Source organism: Xanthomonas cannabis pv. cannabis (assembly GCF_000802365.1).
GTDB classification, from domain to species: Bacteria; Pseudomonadota; Gammaproteobacteria; order Xanthomonadales; family Xanthomonadaceae; genus Xanthomonas; species Xanthomonas cannabis.
Window position 1 is genome coordinate 1 of the sequence record NZ_JSZE01000233.1, and the last position, 271, is coordinate 271.

Sequence of the window (271 nt, forward strand, 5' to 3'; positions counted from 1 at the left end):
ATGAGCAGCGTCTTTAGCTGCCCGGCGATCAGTTCATCCAGCCGCGCCACACTGCGCACGAGCTGGTTCACGTTGGCCTGCAGCAGCTTGCGTAGCGGTTTGTCCGCCACCTGCAACAGCTGTTGTTTGGCCGTCTTCAGCAGATCGATGAGCTGGCGGCGGGCGCGGACATGCTCGCCCAGATGACGCTGCCACGGCGGCAGTGGAACATAGGGATGAAGCTCCATCTTCTCGGCCATACACGCCAGCATGCCCGCGTCCAGCCGATCGG

At 63.1% G+C, this 271-nt stretch carries 1 pseudogene; it reads right to left on the reverse strand.

Annotated elements, in window-relative coordinates:
- A pseudogene (locus OZ10_RS20215) lies at positions 1–239 on the reverse strand (IS110 family transposase); the annotation flags it as partial.
- Positions 240–271 lie beyond the last annotated feature (32 nt).